This window comes from Anaerolineae bacterium (assembly GCA_013178165.1).
GTDB lineage: Bacteria > Chloroflexota > Anaerolineae > Aggregatilineales > Ch27 > Ch27.
Window position 1 is genome coordinate 37,117 of record JABLXG010000017.1, and the last position, 18,650, is coordinate 55,766.

Annotated in this window: 18 protein-coding genes; 6 read left to right on the forward strand and 12 right to left on the reverse strand. The window is 64.3% G+C overall.

The genetic code is table 11. From position 1 onward, the window contains the following. Positions 1–6: 6 nt before the first annotated feature. The 5 genes from HPY64_11475 to HPY64_11495 all read right to left on the reverse strand — a co-directional run bounded on the left by HPY64_11475 (position 7) and on the right by HPY64_11495 (position 6,267). Positions 7–1,149, reverse strand: a complete 1,143-nt coding sequence (locus HPY64_11475; GenBank protein ID NPV67757.1) for a methyltransferase — start codon at positions 1,147–1,149, stop codon at positions 7–9. A 130-nt stretch (positions 1,150–1,279) separates the two neighbouring features. Next, on the reverse strand, positions 1,280–3,202 hold the full coding sequence (locus HPY64_11480) for a GHMP kinase (GenBank protein NPV67758.1): 1,923 nt from the start codon (positions 3,200–3,202) through the stop codon (positions 1,280–1,282). Between the two features lie 128 nt (positions 3,203–3,330). Next, on the reverse strand, positions 3,331–4,266 hold the full coding sequence (locus tag HPY64_11485) for an aldo/keto reductase (protein NPV67759.1): 936 nt from the start codon (positions 4,264–4,266) through the stop codon (positions 3,331–3,333). A gap of 24 nt (positions 4,267–4,290) precedes the next feature. After that, positions 4,291–5,247 carry a GNAT family N-acetyltransferase gene (locus HPY64_11490; protein ID NPV67760.1) on the reverse strand — a complete coding sequence of 319 codons (957 nt, stop codon included), beginning with the start codon at positions 5,245–5,247 and terminating at the stop codon, positions 4,291–4,293. Between the two features lie 33 nt (positions 5,248–5,280). Continuing rightward, on the reverse strand, positions 5,281–6,267 hold the full coding sequence (locus HPY64_11495) for a GNAT family N-acetyltransferase (GenBank protein NPV67761.1): 987 nt from the start codon (positions 6,265–6,267) through the stop codon (positions 5,281–5,283). Positions 6,268–6,417: 150 nt separating this feature from the next. Between HPY64_11495 and HPY64_11500 the strand changes: the two genes are divergently transcribed. The 5 genes from HPY64_11500 to HPY64_11520 all read left to right on the forward strand — a co-directional run bounded on the left by HPY64_11500 (position 6,418) and on the right by HPY64_11520 (position 11,395). Further along, positions 6,418–7,998: a peptidoglycan DD-metalloendopeptidase family protein gene (locus tag HPY64_11500; GenBank protein NPV67762.1), complete on the forward strand. Its 1,581-nt coding sequence runs from the start codon at positions 6,418–6,420 to the stop codon at positions 7,996–7,998. A gap of 5 nt (positions 7,999–8,003) precedes the next feature. Continuing rightward, positions 8,004–9,689 (forward strand): peptidoglycan DD-metalloendopeptidase family protein, encoded by a 1,686-nt coding sequence (locus HPY64_11505; GenBank protein ID NPV67763.1) that lies wholly within the window; start codon positions 8,004–8,006, stop codon positions 9,687–9,689. A 222-nt stretch (positions 9,690–9,911) separates the two neighbouring features. Then, a complete protein-coding gene (locus HPY64_11510; protein NPV67764.1) occupies positions 9,912–10,115 on the forward strand; it encodes a PspC domain-containing protein in 204 nt (67 codons plus the stop codon). A gap of 66 nt (positions 10,116–10,181) precedes the next feature. Beyond that, positions 10,182–10,463, forward strand: a complete 282-nt coding sequence (locus HPY64_11515) for a PspC domain-containing protein (GenBank protein ID NPV67765.1) — start codon at positions 10,182–10,184, stop codon at positions 10,461–10,463. A 161-nt stretch (positions 10,464–10,624) separates the two neighbouring features. Then, positions 10,625–11,395 carry a M23 family metallopeptidase gene (locus HPY64_11520; GenBank protein ID NPV67766.1) on the forward strand — a complete coding sequence of 257 codons (771 nt, stop codon included), beginning with the start codon at positions 10,625–10,627 and terminating at the stop codon, positions 11,393–11,395. Here HPY64_11520 and HPY64_11525 read toward each other — a convergent pair. Further along, complete coding sequence (locus tag HPY64_11525; protein ID NPV67767.1) at positions 11,392–11,532, reverse strand: hypothetical protein; 141 nt, start codon at positions 11,530–11,532, stop codon at positions 11,392–11,394. The two genes, HPY64_11520 and HPY64_11525, sit on opposite strands and share 4 nt — an antisense overlap. Before the next feature lie 173 nt (positions 11,533–11,705). Then, positions 11,706–13,721 (reverse strand): protein kinase, encoded by a 2,016-nt coding sequence (locus HPY64_11530; protein ID NPV67768.1) that lies wholly within the window; start codon positions 13,719–13,721, stop codon positions 11,706–11,708. Between the two features lie 200 nt (positions 13,722–13,921). On the opposite strand from HPY64_11530, the gene HPY64_11535 reads away from it, so the two are divergent. Further along, complete coding sequence (locus HPY64_11535) at positions 13,922–14,731, forward strand: trypsin-like serine protease (GenBank protein NPV67769.1); 810 nt, start codon at positions 13,922–13,924, stop codon at positions 14,729–14,731. Positions 14,732–14,822: 91 nt separating this feature from the next. Here the strand turns inward: HPY64_11535 and HPY64_11540 are convergent, their stop codons facing one another. The 5 genes from HPY64_11540 to HPY64_11560 form a co-directional block, all read right to left on the reverse strand. Then, positions 14,823–15,803: an ATPase gene (locus HPY64_11540; GenBank protein NPV67770.1), complete on the reverse strand. Its 981-nt coding sequence runs from the start codon at positions 15,801–15,803 to the stop codon at positions 14,823–14,825. 10 nt (positions 15,804–15,813) lie between these two features. Beyond that, positions 15,814–16,734: a hypothetical protein gene (locus tag HPY64_11545; GenBank protein NPV67771.1), complete on the reverse strand. Its 921-nt coding sequence runs from the start codon at positions 16,732–16,734 to the stop codon at positions 15,814–15,816. Positions 16,735–16,857: 123 nt separating this feature from the next. Further along, on the reverse strand, positions 16,858–17,265 hold the full coding sequence (locus HPY64_11550; protein ID NPV67772.1) for a methyltransferase: 408 nt from the start codon (positions 17,263–17,265) through the stop codon (positions 16,858–16,860). Between the two features lie 25 nt (positions 17,266–17,290). Then, entirely contained in the window at positions 17,291–17,701 is a 411-nt protein-coding gene (locus HPY64_11555) for a hypothetical protein (GenBank protein ID NPV67773.1), read from the reverse strand. 35 nt (positions 17,702–17,736) lie between these two features. Continuing rightward, a complete protein-coding gene (locus HPY64_11560; GenBank protein NPV67774.1) occupies positions 17,737–18,639 on the reverse strand; it encodes a DNA adenine methylase in 903 nt (300 codons plus the stop codon). Positions 18,640–18,650 lie beyond the last annotated feature (11 nt).

Consider the following 18,650-nt stretch of genomic DNA (forward strand, 5'->3'; position numbering starts at 1 on the left):
GGGGATCTAGCGCGTCGCTTCCAGGACGCGGTAGCGCGATCCTTCATAGAGAGCGCGTACCTGTTCCGCGCCGAAGACCTCGGCCATCAGCCGGTCGTAGGGCAGGAACAGGTTGGCGACCAGCCTTAAGCGCCCGCCGGGAGCCAGCCGCTGCCGTGCACCGCCGATCAACTCGGCGGCAGCTTCGGTATCGACCGCATGGCCGACGTGGAACGGCGGGTTGGAGAGGATCAGATCGTAGGGTTCCGGGCCGACATCGGAATACAGATCGCTGGCCCAGGCGCGGCATACCGCGCTCAGGCCATTGGCGCGGATGCCGTGGCTGGCGCACTCCAGGGCCAGCCAGGAGGAATCCACCATGTCCACTGCTGCCGCGCCATGGCGAGCCGCCGCCAGCCCGATCGCCCCGTAGCCACAGCCCATATCCAGCACGCGCCGCCCGGCGCACAGGGCGTGATCCAGCGTATCCAGCAGGTGGGCGGTGCCGTCATCGAGTTCTTCCCAGCTAAAGACGCCCGGCATCCCGAACAGCCGCAACCCGGCGGCCTCGAACTCGCGGTAGGATTCGGTGGGTGTGGCCACGCCGCTTGCCCCGGCCAGCCGCACGGCCACGCCGATACGGTTACGCGCCCGTGTGCGGATGGTGGCCGAGCGCCCCAGGATCAGCCCGGCGTCTTTGACAACTGACTTGGCCCCGGCAGGGTTCGGCCCGGCCAGGTACAGCCGCCCGCCCGGCTTGAGGGCATGGAAGGCAGCTCCCAGCAGCGAACGGGTGTAGGCGCGGCCTTTGGGGATGGTCAATAGGGCCACGTCGAAGAGGCTCCCCGCGCCGCCGGACGGGCAGGGCGCTTCGTAGACGGTCGCGGTGACGCCGTTGGCGGCCAGCGTCTCCCGCGTCAGCCGGGCAGCGATCAGGCTGTCATCGTAGCAATGCACTTCTCCGCCGCGCCGGGCCGCCCAGACTGCCAGCACGCCGGTTCCGGCTTCCAGCAATAGCACGCGATCGCCCGGCTGGACGTCGGCGTTTTCCGCCAGCAGACTCACCGCCGTCTCCACTTCCGCCCAGGTTTCCAGACCGGCCTTGGTGTGGAAGACAATTCGCTGACCGTCCAGCGTCACCCGCTGGCGTGTCACGTCGTAATATCCCATAACGCGCCTGCCTGTCTGGCAATGTTGCGGCACGGTCCCCCACCTGTATTGTGCCCTGATTTTGCACTTTCAGCCATTGGCTGGTGGCGGTAAGCCCCTGTAGCCGGGGTGGAGGGTTAGCCCCCCACCCCTACTTGCTGAAGTCCGCCAGCGTGCGCAGGTAGTATTCCGGCAGGCCGATGTCGAAGCGCTGGCCATCGATGACCAGCCCGCGGAAGCCGTCCTCCTGGCGCAGGCGATCCAGCGCCGAAGTCAGCTGAAACTCCCCGCGCTCGCGGACATTGGCCCGGATGTGCTCCTCCAGATAGTCGAAGATCTGCGGCTTGATGATGTACTGGCCGAACAGCGTCAGGTATTCATCCTGCGGCAGGCCATCCACCCGCAGGTTGGTACGGGCATAGTCAACGGTGGGCTTTTCGGCGAATTCGGTGATGTTGAGCGTCCGGCGCTCGTCATCCAGCCAGCGCCCGCCGACTGTCCCGAAGCTGCCGATCATCTCCTCCGGCGTGCGACGCAGCCCGACCACGCTCATGCCGTGCTGGTTGAAGGCATCCACTAGCTGTTGCGCGCAGGAGCGCTCGCCGTCCGAGCGATAGATATGATCGCCCAGCATCAGCAGGAACGGCTCGTCGCCGATCGCTTCACGGGCGCAGTAGACGGCGTGGCCGAAGCCTTCCTGGGTCATCTGGATCACAAAGCGGACACGCCGTCCGATCTCCAGCAGCCGCTTTGAATATTCCTGAAAGTGCGGTGGCAACTTGTTGTAGTTCTCGATCGGCACCTGGATGTTGAAGAATGCCTGGAAGGCGGCCAGGTCGTGCTCCTGGACGATGATGATCACTTCGTCCATCCCGGCGTTGAGCGCCTCCTCCACGATCAGAAGGATGGCCGGTTTGGCGATGCCATCGCGGTCGACGATCGGGAATAGTTCTTTCTTGGTGGCTTTGGAAGCCGGGAACAGCCGCGTGCCGAAGCCCGCCGCCGGGATAAGCGCCTTGCGCACCTTTGGCCCTGAGGAGAGGGTGAGCTTGAGGCATTCCATGCCCAGGTCACGCTCGATGATCTCAATCACAGCCTGCTGGTCGGCCTCGCTGCGGCAGATGAACTGGGCGGTGCCATCCCCCTGGGAGCCGACGCCCTTGCCGCCCCAGATGTGCGGCTGGAGCGGTTCGTAATTCAACACGCGATGCAATACCGGCGCGGTCAGTTCCTCCGGGCAGGCTGGCGCAGCGTAACGATCGAAGAAAGTCTGCGCTTCGATCATCAGTGTGCCCAGCCGCTGCGCGTCACCGGCGACCAGGGCATCCATCGCCTGGTGAACAATCCGGCGATTGATCGGGCCGAGCAACTCCTGCACACCGGCCTCGATCTCGTTCTGGGCGAAGGGGTAGCAGCGGTTGAGCCGCCGCAGGATTTCCATCGTGTCCTTGCGGGCCTTGAGATCGACGATGACGAAGTACAGGTCCTGCTTGACCTGCAACTCGCGGGTATCCAGCCGCTCGCCATCGAAGGTCATCAGCACCGGGCGCACGCCAAAGGCGCAGCCCTGATCCAGCCGTCCGCAGCGCGACGGCGTGGTGATCTCGCCCTGGTAGGCCATCTCCATCTCGCCGCGCACGGTCATCTTGAGGTCGTAGACGCGGTTGAAGGCCCGCGCCGTCAGGACGCTGATCGCGGCGCTGGAAGATAGCCCCTTCTTCATGGGCATGTCTGTCCGGTAGTTGTCGATCACCAGCCCGCGCACATGGTAGTTGGTCTGGATCTGGTAGGCTACGCCGGCGATATAGCTCCAGTAGCCGCCCTCTTCGGCCACCTGCAGCAACGCGCGCGGCTCCATCGGGATTTCCACCGGCCCGATAGTCTGGCCATCGGGCGTGGTTGAGGTCAGGATCAGGGCGGAGGGGTGCGGCTCGACTTCGGCATAGATGCCCTGGTTGGTGCCGGAGATCAGGGCGTAGCCCTTTTCGATCGCGGCGTTAATCCGGCGGTAGCCCCCGGCCCAGTCGGAATGCTCCCCAAACAGGCAAATACGGCCCGGCACGAAGATTTTCACCGATGTTGCTCCTTCAATTACAACAGGCAACCGACAGGCTGCCTCCAGGGTTCACCATCGAATAGCCCGGCAGGCGACCGGCCAACCAGCACCTGCCGCCGCCCGCCGGGTGATGCTCTCACCGCTTTCTACCACCCCGCTGCGTTCAGGCGGGCAAGCTGCTGCTCGGTCAGGGTGATGTTCAGCGCGTCCAGGTTCTCCTGCAGTTGCTCGTGGGTGCTGGCGGCGATCAGTGGCAGCACGCCACCGGCCAGCATCCAGGCCAGTACGATCTGGTTGCGGGTGGCGTTCTGCTCGCGGGCCACGTCCCGCAGGGCAACCAGCCGGTTATCCATGTCCGGTCCCTGTACCTGCGGCGGGAATTCGCGGTCGCTGCGGGTGTAGGCCCCGCCCAGCAGTGCGGAGTAAGCGAGCAGCGTCACCCCTTCAGCCTGGCAGTAGGCCAGCAGGTCTTCGTTGGCCTCAACCTGCGGGGTGAAAACCTGACCGCGCCGCGCCCGCACATACGTGTAGCGCTGCTGGATACAGCCAAACTGCGCCCAGCCGTTAACCCGGCTGATCCAGCGGGCTTTTTCCAGCCGCCAGGCGGAGTAATTGCTGGCGCCGATGGCCCGCACCTTGCCAGCCCTGACCAGCCGGTCGAAGGCTTCCAGCGTTTCTTCCAGCGGCGTGTGGGGATCATCGACGTGGGCATAGTACAGGTCGATGGTCTCAATGCCCATCCGCCGCAGACTCTTTTCGCACTCGGTTTCGATCTGCCGGGCGCTGAGGCCGCGTGTCTGCTCGGAATAGTTGAAGCCGACCTTGGAGGCGATCACCAGCCGGTCGCGGTGGCCGCGAGCCTTCAGCCAGCGACCCAGCAGCGCCTCGCTTTCGCCGCCCTTGAAGCCGGGCACCCAGTGAGCGTAGATGTTGGCTGTATCAATGAAAGCGCCACCTGCGTCAACGTAGTGGTCGAGCAACTCGAAGGATAACGCCTCGTCCTGACGGGTGCCGAAGTACATCGCCCCCAGGCATAACGCACTGACTTCCAGGCCCGTCGTACCAAGCTTCATCGTTCGCATCGTTTGCCCTCCCGTGTGGATTCCCTATCCGTTTTGCCAGGCACGCTGGCGACCATCACGCCACCAGATCGCCATCTCTCCCGTGTTAAGAACCTCAAAGCCAAGCTGCTCATACAGGTGTAACGCTGCAGTATTCCGGGCTGTGACGATCAGCACCAGCATTGGGCACTCCATCCTGGTCAGGTTCTGGAGGGCCGCGCTCACCAGCGCCTGACCCAGTCCGCGCCGCCGGTGCGCGGGGTGCACGCCCATATCGAGCAACACCGCGAACAGCGGCTCGGCGATGGTCAGTACATATCCGACCACTGCTCCTGTCGCGTCCAGGGCCACCAGCGTGGCCTCCTCAACACACTCGCTGTATTCCGGATGGTTGTTGTGGCGGATGCTGAGCAGCGCCTCGCCGACCCGATCCGCCTGTGCGTCCACGACGACCACCTCATCGATGCTGCCGCGCATCACCTGCGGAGCCAGCGCCTGCACCTGATCGTCGTGTTGTCGTCTCCAGTTGACAATGCTGTACCCCTGCGGGCGAGGAACCCGCCGCAGCTTGCCGGTCAGCAGGTTGAACGCCATCAGGTTGCGCCGGAATATGACCGCGCCGCGCCCCAGCAGGACTGCACGGATGGCGTCCTGGCCTTCCCGCACGCGGACGGAGATCATTTCGACATCAGGGTTGGTCAGCGCCGCTTTCCACACAGCGTCGGTCAGTGCTTCCGCTGCACCTGGCGGAGCCTCCGGATCGACATACAGGGGATTCACTTCGGCGGATGCTTTAGTCAGGCCAGCGTAATGCCACACAGCGACACCACAGGCATCCCTGCTATCTTTGGCCCGGAGCAACAGCCCCTGGCGCAAGCCATCCTGCAGGTCATTGAGGATCGGATCAACGTCCGCCTCTGGATTCTCTGCAAATACTTCTAGCGCCCGGATCAGCATGCGCCGACCTGCCTGTGCATTTAACGGTTTGGTGATGAATGGCATGAGTAACCCTTCTCCCAGAGCAGCGCTTTCCCCTCAGGGCCGCCACCAGTTGATCCAGGCGTCCACGAAGCCCAGGCCGGGCCAGAAACGGCTGCTGAGCGGGTTGGTCGGCGCATAGTTGACGAACATAGCGCCCACACCCCGGTCAGTGAACCAGCGCCAGGCAGCGTGATAGAGGGTCGTACCGATACCCCTGCCGCGCCAGTCCCCGCGCACGCCGACCTCGTAGATGTCGCCGTACTGCCCGCGCAAGAAGAGGGCCGGACGGGTAAGCGGATCCTGACTACTGAGGCCGATGGCGAAGAAACCGATGATCTCGTCGCCATGCTCGGCCACCAGCAGGAGTTGATTATAGCCATCTCCCAGCAACTGCGACGCCTGACAGCGACAGCCCTCCCGGATCAGGGGCGATAGCTCGATGGCTGGCTGATGTAGCGCGTGGAATTGCCACGACTCCACCATCAGATCAGCCACGGCGTTGGTGTCGCTCCATTCCGCCGGGCGCACGCGGGCCGGGACCGGTGGCGGAGTGGGGAGTGCCTCCGGCAGCGGTTGGTGGGCGATTGTATGGTACGGCGTGAAGCCTTCGGCGGTCAGCACGGCAGAGAGCGCGGCGTCGCAGGCTGGAGTCATCACCATCAGACCGGGCCGGCTGGAGGGGGCGCCGGTTGCCCTCATCAGCTGGTCGGGCGCTGCCCGCGCCAGCAGCAGGGGCAGGATCGCCGCCGGATCGGCCTGATCTGCTAGGGCCAGCTGCAGCCGCAGGTAGCGACGCGGGAAGACGCTGGCGTACGGGCTGTCCGCCGTCCAGTGCTCCGCCTCGGCGATCACCACGCCCAGCAGGGCGCCATCCGCCCTGGCCAGCCAGCACGCGCCATCCTGTGGCAGGATCCACCAGGAGGACAGGATCACCTGATCAGGCAGGCGCGGATCGGCGCGGTGAAACCGCACGGTTTGCATTTGGCACAGCGCCTGCACCGCCGGAACATCGGCGATGCTGGCCAGGCGGGTCGTGAGCACGGGGCGCTCCTGAAAAGGCGAGGGTAGCTTACTTCCGCCGCTGATTATAGCGAAGGCGCCGGTTGCTACCCACCACAGGATCGGGTACATTTTCCGGACTTAGGCAGTCAATGGGAGCAGCCTGCGCTGGTAGAAGGGGCTGGTTGACGCATGATCCGGTTGCTCAGTCGCGGCAGTCTTGTTGTGGCGCTCCTCCTGCTTGCCCTGGGCGCGCCAACGCCCGCGCTGGCACAGGGGCCATGTGGCGTGGTTGACGCCATCGACTACCCCCTGGACCCGGAGCGTTTTGGGATCGCCTATCCGTTCGGCCAGCCTTCTTCTCGCTACGATGGCCGGCTGCATACCGGCGAGGACTGGTTCGGTGGGCGGGCGACGACTTACGGTTCGCCGGTACGAGCCATCGCCGCCGGGCGGGTGACCTATGCCGCGCCATTTGGCTGGGGACGCGATAAAGGCGTGGTCATCCTGGAGCATCTGCTGCCCGACGGGACCTGGTGGTATAGCCTGTACGGACATATGGAGGAGCTGAACGGCTACACCTTTCCGACGGTGTTCACCTGTGTCGAGCGCGGCGCGATCATCGGCGCGATTGGCCGCCCGCGTCCGGCTCCCCACCTCCACTTCGAGATTCGCAATTTCGGCCCCGATTCGCCCGGCCCCGGTTACTGGGGCACCGACCCGGTCTACTCCGGCTGGCGCAACCCGTCGCAATTCATCCAGAACTGGCAGGCCTGGCTGCACCCGGCTCACGCCTGGCATGCCGAACTGACCGACGATTCTGGACCGCGCTTTCCCGCCATCATCCGCGCCGACAACGCCACGATCGTCTATGACGACGGGCGGCTGAAGGCGCTCAATCCTGACGGGGCGGTGCTGTGGCGCTACATCATGGCCGAGACGCTGGAGATCGTGGCGGTAATGCCGTATGAAGGGAGCATTCTGGTCGCTGATTACAGTGGCATCATGCAGCGCTGGAGCCTGGAAGGCGGCTTTATCGAACAGTGGCGGCTCCCGACCACAGCCAATGATACCGTCTTCACCTGGGGCAATCTGCTGGTCACCCACGACGCCGGGAGCAACACCCTGATTGCTTACGGCCCCGACCGGGCTGAATGGTGGCGCGTCCCGGATATCCTGCGTCCGGTCAGTGTGACGCCGACGGACGCCGTGCTCGGCGTGATGTCGATTCGCGGGGCGCTCACGGTGCTGGGGCCGGATGGGCGAATCATCGACCGGGCGACGCTGCGTGGGACTGGCGATCTGGCCCTCGCGCCGGACGGTGGCCTGATCGTGCGCAGCCAGTCGGCGTTGTGGCAGGTTGACCCGTCCGGGCACTGGCAACGCCTAGCCGACACGCCGCCCGTCCAGCAGGGGACGGTAGCCCTTTACAGCCGGGCCGGTGGGCGCTTCTTCCTGTACAGCGGTTTGGCCGATCAGACGCTGTACGCCTATGATGCTACCGGTCGTCTCCTGTGGCAGACGGTTCTCCCTGACCTCAAAGGTCGGCCCTTCCTGCTGGTGGAAAGCGATGCGCTGCTCCTGGCGGATGGCTACGGCCAGGTGGTGGTCGTGAATGCCGGTTCCGGTGCAGTCTGCGATCAACTCCGCGTGTGGGGTGGGCGGGCGGCGGACGCCTGGGCCGGGCTAGGGCCGGATGGAATCCTGCGCCTGCATATCGCTGACCAGATGATCGGATTTGACTGGGCCGTGCTGACGGACGCCTGCCGCTGATCGCTATGGGTGATTTTGCTTTGCGCTATCTTTCCCCGCTGTGTCGCCCTGTCATCACGCTGATTCTGGGGGCGATTCTGCTCGCTGTCCTTCCAGCTGCCTTTGCTACTGCTCAGACGCCTGCTGACTGCGGCGTGGTGACCGAGATCGGCTACCCCGTGGAAAACATCAGCGGTCGCAGCGATGACTTCGGCCTGTATCGGGGCCGCTTTGGCGGGCTGCATACGGGCGTCGACCTGGCCTTCTACCGTTATGGCGATCCAGTCTATGCGGTCGCCGATGGCCGTGTGACCTACGCCGACCCGGAAGGCTGGGATACAGAAAAAGGCGTCGTGATTGTGGCGCATACCTTCCCGGACGGGAGCGTGTTCTATTCGCTCTATGGGCATATGGAGCCGATTGGCGACTACTTCTTCCCCGGCGTTGGCCAGTGCGTCCGCAAGGGGAGCATTCTCGGCGCGATCGGCGATCCGTTGCTGAGCGCGCCGCACCTGCATTTTGAGATTCGGGACTTTGGCCCGGATGATGGCGGCCCCGGCTACTGGGCGATCAACCCGCTGGAAGCCGGCTGGGAGCATCCGCTCGATTTCATCGCCCGCTGGCAGCTCCGCCTCCAGACGGCCAGCGAGCGCTCGCCCTACGTGGACAGCGTGACCGGCCTCAACGCGCCGGGCGTGCCCCCGCTGGTCATGGAAGATGGCGGCCTGGTCATGGCCCGCGCACGCCTGCTGGAAGGCATCGGGCCGGAGGGGACATTGCGCTGGCGGATGGAGCTTTCCAGTGCGGTAGCCGGGATGATCCTGTTGCCTGATGGGCGTGTCCTGACCCGGACTGCTGACGGCACGATCCTGCTGATGCGCGACGGCCGTTATGTTGGCCTGTGGACGCCTGATTGGACGCCGGTCAGCGGCCCCTACTGGCTGGATGACGTGGTTGTCTTTGCGACGGCTGAGGGCGCACTGGTCGGCTACACGCCGGAGGGTGTCTTACGCTGGCTGACGCCGCTGGCGGAAGGCCAGCCCGGTAGCGTGGTTGTCAGCGCCGATGGGCGCCTGGCAGTGAGCATCCGGCTATCCGGGCCGGAAGCAACGCCGTCCTGGCATGTGGTGGCCGCTGATGGGCGCGTGCTGTATCAGGTCGCGGCGCCGGCCACCCCTTACGCGGCTTTCAGCCCGGCAGGAGATGCTTACCTGCTGGCCGGGGATCAGCTTTACCACATCAACGCCGGGTATGTCCCTGCGCCGCTGGCGCGCCTGCCACAGGCTGCCGGGCGCAGCACGGCGCTGGCCGCTGACAGCGCGGGCAATGTCTATGTCTTTATGGCCCTCGATCAGGCCGTGCTGTACGCCTACGCGCCCGATGGGGCGCTGCGCTGGCAGGCGATCTTGCCGGGCGAACATCGTCAGCCGCCGCTGCTGGCCGCCGGGCGCGACTGCCTGCTTTACGTGTTGGCCGCCGATGGGACGCTCTACGCGATCAGCACCGCGGACGGCGCTACGCTCGGCCAGGCCCGGCTGTACGCTGGCGGCGCGGCGGGCCATCCCAATGCTCGCCTGCTGGAAATCCTGCCCGGCCCGGCTGCGGAAGGCGAGCGTGTGCGCTTTGGCGCAGGCTTCCTGACCGTCGCCACGATCGACGGCCACCTCCTGGCCGGCCTGGCACCCGGTGCGTGCCCCGCACCCACGACCTGAACGCGCCGGCGCCGCGATGTTCGCCCGCGCCGATTCTTGTCTCCACCAGCCGCAGCGCCGCTGCGCTCCTGCTGGCCCCTTTCCCACAGACCGTCCTGTTTATCCGCTGGCTGCCAGTTGTCAGCTTGCTGTCAGCCACGGCTGCAACCCCCTATCCGGGGGCCGCGTATAAAGGGGTAGAACACGGTAGTGCACTGGAATGGCTCAAGGGAGAGGGGAACGATGAGCAAGAGGCTGTATCGTCGTCGTGACAATCGTGTGCTGGGCGGCGTGGCTGCCGGCCTGGCCGATTATCTCAACGTGGATGTCACCCTGGTGCGGGTGATCTTCCTGCTGGCCGCCCTGACCGAGGGCGCTGGCGTGCTGATCTACCTGGTGTTGTGGCTGATCATGCCGGAGGAAGAAACCGGCGAAGAGTGGCGGTAGCGACCGGCTATAAAGCAAGCGTTTGTGCGACCTGTGTGTAGCAGAGGGTAGAAGGGGGAAACAACCATGACGGTGCAAAAGCGGCTTTACCGCAGCAGGACTGACCGGCAGATCGCTGGCGTGGCCGGTGGGCTGGCCGAATACCTGGACATCGATCCCACGCTGGTACGACTGGGTTTCATCTTCCTGTCACTGGTCGGCGGCCCTGGCCTGTTGCTTTACGTGATCATGTGGGCGATCGTGCCGGAAGCGCCGGAGCGCGTGGACGTGTGGCAGGATGAATATCCGGGCGGGATATCCGATAGCTCGATGGCGGAGGATGCCCGCCACGACGACCTGGAGTTCTAGCGCGGCCTGCTGATGCCCACCAGCAAAAAACCCCGGTTTGCTTCGGCGCCGGGGCTTTTTCTTGCCCGGCAGCGTTTTCTGGCCGGATAGTCTCATCCAGACTATGATCGCCCCATTTGCTGGATCCGGCACGGCTGGCGCTGGCAAAGGGGTTTGACCGCATGGATCATCGCCCGCCGAATACTCAGTCCTGCCGCCGCAGGCGGTTGCTCCTGCTGCTGGTGATCCTGCTCAGCGCAACGCTGATCGCTGGCTACCGAGGTCTGCGCAGTGTCGCAGGGGTGATCATCCGTCGCCCGCCCAACGAGGCCCTGCTCCGCTGGTTCCGCGAGCCATCGGCTCGCGCCATATTGAGCACCGGTTTTGCCGCGCCGTGCCCCGGCTACCCCTTCCTGACGCCGTCGGCAGGGCTGGTGGGCGGCCTGCCCTGGAATGCGGCTTACGATGCGTATGACATCTTCCACCCGCACCCCGGCATCGACGTTTTCGGCGACGGCCCGGAGGGGACCGTCCCCGTGTACGCCGCGTATGATGGCTTGCTCACCCGGGAAGAGGACTGGGTTGCGACAGTGATCATCCGCCATGATGATCCGCTGCAGCCGGGCCGCGTGATCTGGACGTACTACACGCACATGGCCAGCGTTGATGGCCGGCGGTCGTACATTGTCGATCGTTTCCCGCCCGGCGTGGCAGGGTTGCCGGTCAGGCAGGGGGAGTTACTCGGCTATCAGGGCAGCTACAACGGCGGCCCCGGCGCGCGGCCGATCGGCATGCACCTGCATTTCAGTATCGTCCGCAGTGATGCGCTGGGCCATTACCTCAATGAAGCGGTCTTCGCCAATACCCTGGACCCGACTCCATACCTGGGCCTGAAGCTCAACGATCCCTCCTCCGGTGACTTCCCGCTGCGCTGCCTGCCGCCGCCGCCCTAGAGGACACAGCCCCGGCGGGCGCTGAGGGCGTACTGGCGCAACGCCGGGCGCAGGGTTGGGTTGACCGCCAGGAAGTCGTCAATGAGGCAGGTGATCCGTGCGGGGTAGTATTGCTGCCAGTGGCCTAGTCCGTGCAACTTTGCCCTGCGCATATAGCGCAGCGATATTAGCCAGGTGAGCCGCCTGCGTTGCCTCTACCTGTGGCGCCACTTCCGGCGACCAGATCGGCCCCTTCCTGAGCAGGACGAGGAAGTAAGCGACCAGATCAGGTTCTGATGGGGATCGAGCCGGTGTGGTCGCGGCCACCCTCCTATGGCGCTGGAGCGAGGAAATAGCTGTCTGCGTCAGCCTCAGCCGTCCAGCCAATGTGACCGGTGGCGGCGCGTACCTTCCACCAGCCATACCCTTCCAAACAGACCAGGCCGTCCAGCAGGGTGACGCGCACACGATTGGCGATGCTGGCGGTCACCGGCGCGTTGCTGCCGGGATCGCTGTGCAGGCGGAGGGGCAGGCCGTCGGGAGTATCCACGAGCGCCGTTGCGCCAACATGCAGGCGTGAAGCCAGCACACCAGGGCAGCGCCCCTCGCCGGGCGCGGTGATCAGCGGCTCCACAAAGTAGGCGTCCTGGCCCGATTCGGCGATCCAGCCGGTCAGGCCGTCGCTGAGGCGTTGAACCATGAACCAGGGGTAACCGTCTAGACAGATCGGCCCTTCGACCACGCGGAACTGGGTGTTGACCGGGAACTGGCCCAGTCGTACCGCTTCCAGGCCTGGCTCGGCGCGCACGTTGACCGGGCGCGGGTCATCATCGCTGACGATGCCGATCTGGCCGGTGGTCAGGCGGGATGGCAGCAACCCGGCGCAGGAAGCCAGCGTCACGGTGGCTACTGATGTCAGCGTTGGGGTGGGCGGTGCTGTGACCCTGAGCGGGGCGGTTGGTGAAGCCACTGGCGTCTGTGATGGAGGCGGCGTCTGCGTGGGTGTGGTGGATGGCATGGCGCTGGCGGTAGCTGTCTGGGCGGCCTGGGACGTCGCCAGATCAACCACGACGGCGCGGGCGGTCGCCGTCAGGTGGCGCACCAGCCGGTGGAACGTAGCCAGGTCCAGCGCATCGGCGGTGGCGTAAACATCCGGAGACGGCGTCGGCGTTGCGGTTGGCGTGGCCGTCGCGGTTGAGGTCGGCGAAGGCGTGGCCGTCTGCTCGACAATATCGCTGTCGCCGGCGCTGGTTCCTGCCAGACCCACGATGGCAGCCATGGTTGGCGATCCTTCGGTGCCGAACAGTCCCACGCCTCCGCCCAGCAGCAGGGCGGCGATCAGCAACAGGGCGACGGTCACGATGGCGGTCAGCGCGATCAGGCCGCGCCCACCGCCATCTCGCCGGGCTGCGGGTGCTGTCTGTTCTACCTCCTGGCCGGTGGGGAGGACGTTGCCTGCCGGGGATGGGGTAGGCGTGGTTGAGACCTTTGGCCATGGCACAGCGGCAAGTTCGCCGGTTGGCGTTGCTGGCACGGCAGCTTCAAGGGCCTCGCTCATGGCCTGTACAGAGGGGAAGCGCTCACCCGGCTCCTTGGCCAGAGCGCGGAGGATGACCGTCTCTGCCGCTGGCGGGAGCGCCTCCAGTATAGTCCGGGGCGGGGGCGGCGCTTCGTAGATGTGCTTGTGCATGAAGCCGTAGGTGGTACCGGCGTCGAACGGCGGTACGCCGGTAACCATCTGGTAGAGCAGCACCCCCAGGGCGTATTGATCGGTGTATGGCCCGATCGGCTCGGCTTTCCATTGTTCGGGGGCCATGTAAGCGGGCGTCCCGACTGCCGCGCCGGTGCGGGTCAGGTGAGTGGCGCTCTGCAGGATCCTGGCGATGCCGAAATCGGTCAGGTACGGGTTGTCGGCTTCATCCAGCAGGATGTTGCCCGGTTTGAGGTCGCGGTGGATCACCCCTTTGGCATGGGCGTAAGCCAGCGCGGAGGCGATGCGGCTGAACATGTTGCGCGCGGCGGGCAGGGGCAACGGCCCCGCCGCCAGCCGTGTCTCCAACGTGCCTGCGCCGACATAGCGCATCACCAGGTATGCGCCAAAGTCTTCCTCACCATAGTCGATCACAGGCAGGATGTGCGGGTGTTCCAGGCGGGCGATGATGCGCGCTTCCTGGTCGAAGCGGGCACGGAAGTCCGGTTCCTGTGAATAGGCGGCGCTGATCACCTTGATCGCTACCAGACGATCCATATTCTGCTGGTGGGCCAGGTAAACGATCGCCATGCCGCCCCGGCCCAGTTCCTGCAGAATCTCATAGGAGCGAAATACCCGCCCGATCAGCGCGCTCATGGGACGCCCTTCTGTGTGCGATCGCTGCCCGCGAGTCTACGCATCTGCCCGGTGCGAGTCAAAACGCTGGCCGCCGGGAGGGGTGCGTTGATGGCGGTAATTGTGGATTACGCTAATCAGATTATGATATACTATCTTTGTGTTATAGACAGGTATCTCTTGTCAGCAGTATTAGTTTTTGCTTCCAGAGGAGGAAGTCAATGTTCAAGAAGTTTATGCCACTGGTAGTGCTGGCGTTGTTGCTGACGGCGGTGACCGGCGCCTGGGCCATCACCGGCGGCGAACCGGACGGCGAGCGGCATCCCTATGTGGGGCTGATCGTCTTCGATGTCAATGGCGTGCCCGCCTGGCGCTGCAGCGGGACGTTGATCGCGCGCGATCTGGTGCTCACCGCCGGCCATTGCACCGCCGGCGCGACCGGGGCGCGGGTGTGGTTCGGTAGCGACCTGACGGCTAATCCGGAATATCCCTACGGCGGCGACACGTCATATGAGGGCGTTCCGATTCAGAATCCGATCTACGGCCTCAGCTTCCCCAACACCGGCGATGTCGGCCTGGTACGCCTGACCGAGCAGATCAAGCATAAGGACTTCCCCGGCACGGCCACGATTGCGCCGCTGGGCTATCTCGACGGCTTTGCCACCCGGCGCGGCCAGCAGGATACCCAGTTCCGGGCGGTGGGTTATGGCCGCCAGGCGGTGGTGCCTGAGCCGCAAAGTGTGCGGGTGCGCTACACTACGCTGTCGCGGCTGGTCAACCTGCGCAACGCTCTGACCGATGGCTACAACCTGCAACTCGGTGAGGATGCGGGCGGCGGCAACAACTATGGCGGTACCTGTTTTGGCGATTCCGGCGGCCCGATCTTCCACCCCGAAGACAGTAACCAGATCGTGGCGGTGGTATCGTTCGGGTTAAATTCGAATTGTGTTGGTGTGGGCTTCCATTACCGCGTGGACACCCAGGCAGCCTACGATTTCGTGATGCCGTATCTCAACAGCCGCGGGCGCTAACCCGTAGCGGAGACTGAACACCGGCCGGAGGGGGGAACCTTCCGGCCGGTGCTCTTGTGGTATCAGCAGAGAGTCTGCCGCCTGGCCGGGATCACGCCAGCTGCGCCAGCACTTCCGCGATCAGGCGTTGGCGGATAGTCTCGTCCGGTGACTGGCCGGCTTCGTCCATCGCCAGCAGGACTGCGCCCACTACCGGCGGCGCGGTCAGGCGCACGATCTCCACGCCGGGCGCGAAGGCGCGTACTTCAGCCGCCAGGGTATCGCGCAGCAGCGGATATTCCGCCCGGAAGACGCCGCCAGCCAGCACAAGTTCAAAGACCTCGTTTTGCATATCCAGGGCACGGATCACGGCGTTGATCCCCCGCGCCAGGCCCTGACCGGCATGCAGCAGGATTTCCGTGGCCACCGGATCGCCTGCCGCCGCCACTGCAAAGATCAGAGGGGTATAGTCATTGCGATAGACGCGAGCGCGGCTGATCAGCTCCATCAGACCGGTTACATCTGCCGCGCCGTAGTGCGCCAGCAGGGCGGCGGTCAGGGCAGTAGGAGGGCTGATCCCCTTTTCGGCGCGGGCGACGGCCGCCAGTGCCGCCCGACACAGATCGCCACCTCCGCCCCAATCGCCGAAGTCGGAGGCCAGCCCCCAGGTACGGAAGATGCGCCCGGCGCGGTTGCGCCCGGCCTTGGTGGATCCGGCGCCGGAGATGCAGACCACGCCATAGGGGCGGGAAGTCCCGGCGCGCAGGGCGATGAGGGTGTCGTTTTCCAGGAAAAACGGCCCTGGCACGCCCAGCGATTCGATCACCGGGCGCAGTCGGGCGTCGTCGCTGGGAAAGTCGTAGCCGGCCAGCCCGTATCCGGCGGCGGCGATCTGGTTGATCGTCAGCCCGGCGGTGGCCAGCGCGCGCGCCAGCACATCCGCATAGACCGCCCGCGCCCCTTCCAGGCCGATGCCCTCCCAGTTGCCGCCCCCGGCGTGGATCAGGGCCAGAACATGCCCTTCCGAGTCGGCGATCAGGCCCTGGGTCTTGCTGTTGCCGGCGTCGATGCCGAAATAGTAACAGGTGGTCATGGGTGTGCAATTATGGCTGGCCCAGCGCCTGCTGCGCCAGCGGCAGAATGTGCGTCTCGACATCAACATCGCTGGCGGGCTGAGGGACATTGCGGAAGAGGTGCCAGCTTTCGACATGCTCAACCGCCGCGCCCGGTTCCAGGGTAGTCAGCGGGCCAAGCGTCTCCAGCTCCAGCATTTGCTGGTTGGTGAAGACCTCCAGGTTGCTGTTCAGGTCAGGGTAGGTCGCCCCAGGGATATAGCCAAATGTCTTCAGGAATAGAGCGTTGTGGATGGCACAGGCTGCCCAGCCGGCGGAGATCATGGCGCCAAGCTTCTGGGGTTTACCACCGCGATCCTGGCGCAGCAGGATGTACTTCTCCCCCAGCGTCCAGCGGGAGTCGGAGAGGTCAGTATAGGCCCACAGGGTGAGCGTGTGGGCGGGCAGCAGGTTCTCCGGGTGAGAGCCACGCGGCGGCAAAGGGACGATAGCTGTACCGCCGGCGTCCATGACTGAGAGCGCCCAGGGGGCGAGCTGGATCGCCCAGGGGCCATGGTTGCGGACGCGATGCGTGACCGTGACCCGGTCGGCGTCATCCGCCAGAGCAATATCGATCTCCTTGCTGATGGCGTTGCCTGTCTCAACGGGCGCTTTGGCGCGCACAAAACCCGCCTGTTGCTCGATGGTGACTGGCACGTTATCCGGGTAGTAAGTACGCGGCTGGATTTCCGGCGCGACCCACAGGCGGTGCCCGCCGTAGATCCGCCATTCGTCTCCGCCGGTCTGGCCTAACATATCCGGGTACGTGGCAAAGAGGTTCGGCCCGCCGACAAAGCCGCAGTGGATGATGCGCGGTCCGACATCGCCGGTGATTACCAGTTCCATGCGGCCATTGGACAGGCGGTAGCAGTTCGGCCAGCCGCCGTAACTGATTCGCTCAAATACAGGCATGAGACGCCCTCCCCTGAAGGAACGGTTACAGGTAAATGCTGGCCCGATGATACCGCAAATGGGGAGGCCAGAGGCAGAGGAAAGTGTCGGCCGCCGAAATGGTGGGCGAAAGCGGGCTTTTCTTCAGCGCAGGCGGGTGGGCGGCAGCAGCCCGCGCTCCTGCAGCCATGTCTCCGGCGGGCCTTCCCAGCCGAAGCGCTTGAAATCGACGCGCCCTTCCAGGTCGAACTGCACGCCTTCCGCTTCCAGGCGGCGGCGCTGTTCCTCCCGCGCACCGGGGAAGGGCAGGTTGCTGATCGTGCCCTGGCTGTTGATCACGCGATGCCAGGGGATGCCGCTGCCGACGGAGAGGCGCATGGCTGTGCCCACCCAGCGGGCGCGAACGTGGTTGTAGCGCAGCGGGTCGTAGCCAGGCGGCGCGGGGATCATGCTGGCGATCTGGCCGTAGCTGCTGACCCTGCCATACGGGATCAGGCGCACGATCTGCCAGACGAGGGGGTTGAAGGCATCAGGATCGGGTGGAGTGAACATCAGAGTCTCGATTCGTCCTGTAACTCTACGGTGTCGCAGCCCAGTTCATGTGCATCAGGCGCAGTGGCGCGACGATGTCCTCGATCTGATCATATTCGATGATCGCGGCAGCGATCCCGCGCGTGGTGTCCTTGATCGGTATGCCGCGCTGCACCATCACGATCACGCGCTTGCCAAGGGCGTAAGCCATCCCGGCCTCGTAAGCGCGACCGGTGGGTTTCTCCGTCAGGTCGATCAGCAGCGCGTCGCAGGCGGCGATCTCGGCCAGCGTGCGGGCCATCAATGCGCGCGGGTCGTCAAAGATGTGCGCCCAGCCCTCTATATCGCGGACAAAGCAGAAAGCTTCCCAGCCAGCCTGGGCGGCCAGTTCACACAGGCGCTCAATCTCGGCGCGGTTGTCCGTCCCCTTGTAGGTGGCGGTGATGTACAGGTGCATGGGAAGGCTCGAAACTGGACATTGCCAGCCGACTGTCAATATCTTCTGATCCAGTCTAGGTTTCTACCAACAAGCAGTTCAGTGAGCCTGGCATGATGGGTGGTCTTCATTGCAATAGCTTCAATGTCGAAATTGTGTTGCTTGGCCATCTCTCTTACTTCTTCAACATTGTCATAAGTCATCAGAAAATCACCGCGAGTTTGTGATACGAGTCGGAACAGCTCTGCGTGGTCTAACTCAGAAAAGGTGTACAGGCGACTTCCAGGTTTCTTGCCTGCTGCAGTGTAGGGCGGATCAATAAAGTAGACGACATCGCTGCGTTCTGCGGTGTCCTGTATGACTTTGAGACCATCACCATGGATAAAGTGAATGCGATCCCTGATTCCCGCAATATCCAGTATGCGCTTGCTCAGTGTGTTCGGATACCATCGAGACTTGATTCCTTTTCCATTTTCCCCGTGCTTGACCCGCCCGGCTCCTTCTGCAAGAATGCCTCCTCTATTGACGCGGTTCTTCACAATAGTCTGAAAAGCGAGTTCGCGCTCAGAAGCCGGTTCTTTAGAAAGAAGGCTGTCAACGGTTTCGGAGGTAAGTCTGAAACTCAGGATTCTGTTTGCCAACCACTCTCCTTGGTTATGAGTCAGAATAGTATTCCACACACTCGCGACCTGGTCATCTAGCTCAACCAGCGTCACATGCCAGGCGAGTTTCTCGAACGCAACGCTGAGTCCGACAATTGCCCCTCCTGCGAAGGGTTCAATGAATTCGACCCTTCTGTTTTCCGGTAGACTGCCCAGCCAACGGAACACGCGAGGTACCAGCCACGTTTTCCCACCAGGATATCTGAAGGGACTACGCTGTTTTACCGAAGCGACATTGACTATCCTATGGGTGTCTTCCTGCCCGGCGGGCATTAGTGGTAGTTCCAGCTGTATCATTGGATTGCCTG